The organism is Pseudaeromonas pectinilytica, assembly GCF_054780855.1.
Map to the genome: position 1 here is coordinate 1 of NZ_BAAGVN010000184.1, position 885 is coordinate 885.

1 protein-coding gene is annotated in these 885 nt (G+C 62.1%); it reads right to left on the minus strand.

Annotated elements, in window-relative coordinates:
* On the minus strand, positions 1-885 hold an 885-nt coding region (locus tag ACYVG7_RS10105), incomplete at both ends, for an efflux RND transporter periplasmic adaptor subunit (RefSeq protein WP_460882998.1).

Consider the following 885-nt stretch of genomic DNA (forward strand, 5'->3'; position numbering starts at 1 on the left):
GGTCACAATCTGGTCCCCATTCTTGAGCCCTTCGCGCACCTGCACGTAACCATTGAGGTCGGAAGCACCGAGCTTGACCGGGGAGAAATGCAGATCACCATCCACCATTTGCCAGACACCAACTTTGTCGCCCTCACGCTGGACGGCAGCGTTCGGGATCAGTGGAGCGGCCGGGAGCGCCGGCAAGTCAACCGTGACTTCGGCCAATTCACCCACCGGTGGCAAAGGTTCTGGTTTGTTATCGAATGTCACCTTGGCAAGCGTTTCCTCGGTTACCGCGTCGGCCTTGGGTTCCACCCGCAACACGCGACCTTTCAAAGTCTGGCCACCACGCGAACGCAGGACGATACGAGCCGGCAGCCTCCCAGCCAGCCCCGATGCGCTGATCTGGTCGAAGCGCGCATTGATCCACAAACTCTTGGGGTCGATTACTTCCACCACGGCCTCGCCCGCGACGATGGTCGTGCCGGGATCGGCATCGCGCACGGCGACTACACCGTCGACCGGCGCGATCAGGCGCAGATTACTCCGCTGCGCGACGAGTCCTTCGAGGTCGGAGCGTGCCCGGGCAATATCTTCCCGAGCTGCGGATAGGGCGGCATCGGCGATCTGCAGTTCCTGCTGCTTGGTGGTGACGATTTCCTCGCTGATAAAACGCACCGCAAACAATTGCTCATAGCGGCGCGCCTGGGTTTGCGCGTAGGCTTGCCGGGCTTCTGCCTCGCGCAAAGCCGCTTCCGCCCGCTTGAATACAGACTCCTGTGAGCGCACCCGATCATCAAGGTCGACCGGCTCCATCTCGCCGAGCACCTGTCCGGCCTTGACCTGGTCGCCTACATGCACCTCCAGGCGTTTGACGCGCCCGGCAAACGTCGGCCCGATCTT